This is a genomic window from Vibrio sp. 970 (assembly GCF_033339075.1).
In genome coordinates, this window is record NZ_JAWOTW010000479.1 from 1 (window position 1) to 625 (window position 625).

1 protein-coding gene is annotated in these 625 nt (G+C 45.3%); it reads left to right on the forward strand.

Annotation, left to right across the window (positions count from 1 at the left end; translation table 11 throughout):
- Positions 1–2: 2 nt before the first annotated feature.
- Positions 3–625 (forward strand): cache domain-containing protein (locus tag R7Q11_RS27420; RefSeq protein ID WP_225467139.1); only part of this gene is annotated, 623 nt, incomplete at its 3' end.

The window sequence follows — 625 nt, forward strand, 5'->3', positions numbered from 1 at the left end:
CGATCATACTGTTAGCTTTGCTAGCCTTGACCGCTACAGGTTTATGGACCTTACGCGTCGCAAGTAACCTCGATAACAAAGCTCGAGTAACTGAGCTATTCAAGAGTGCATACAGCATTCTGACTGAAGTAGAAAAAATGGCAGTTGAAGGCAAGATGACTGAAGAGGAAGCAAAAGCCCTCGCAACACGCCTACTGCGTAACAACCTCTACAAAGACAACGAGTACGTTTATGTGGCGGACGAAAATATGATGTTTATTGCCGCACCACTAGATCCTCAACTACACGGAACCAGTTTCCATGACTTTAAAGATGGCAGCGGTAATAGCGTAGGCCAACTCATCCTAGATGTTTTGGGTCGCAAAACAGGTCAGATTGTTGAATATACCTGGAGCCAAAAACAGGCCGACGGCAGCATTGAAGAAAAATACTCAATAGCAGAAAAAACACCACATTGGGGTTGGGTTGTCGGTACAGGTATTGGCTTTAATGAAGTGAATGCACGTTTTTGGTCGACAGCACAGTGGCAGCTTATGCTGTGTCTGGCTATCGCAGGTTCAATTCTTGGAGGCTTGATCATCTCGATTCGCAAAATGCTCAATCTCTTAGGAGGTGAACCTAACGA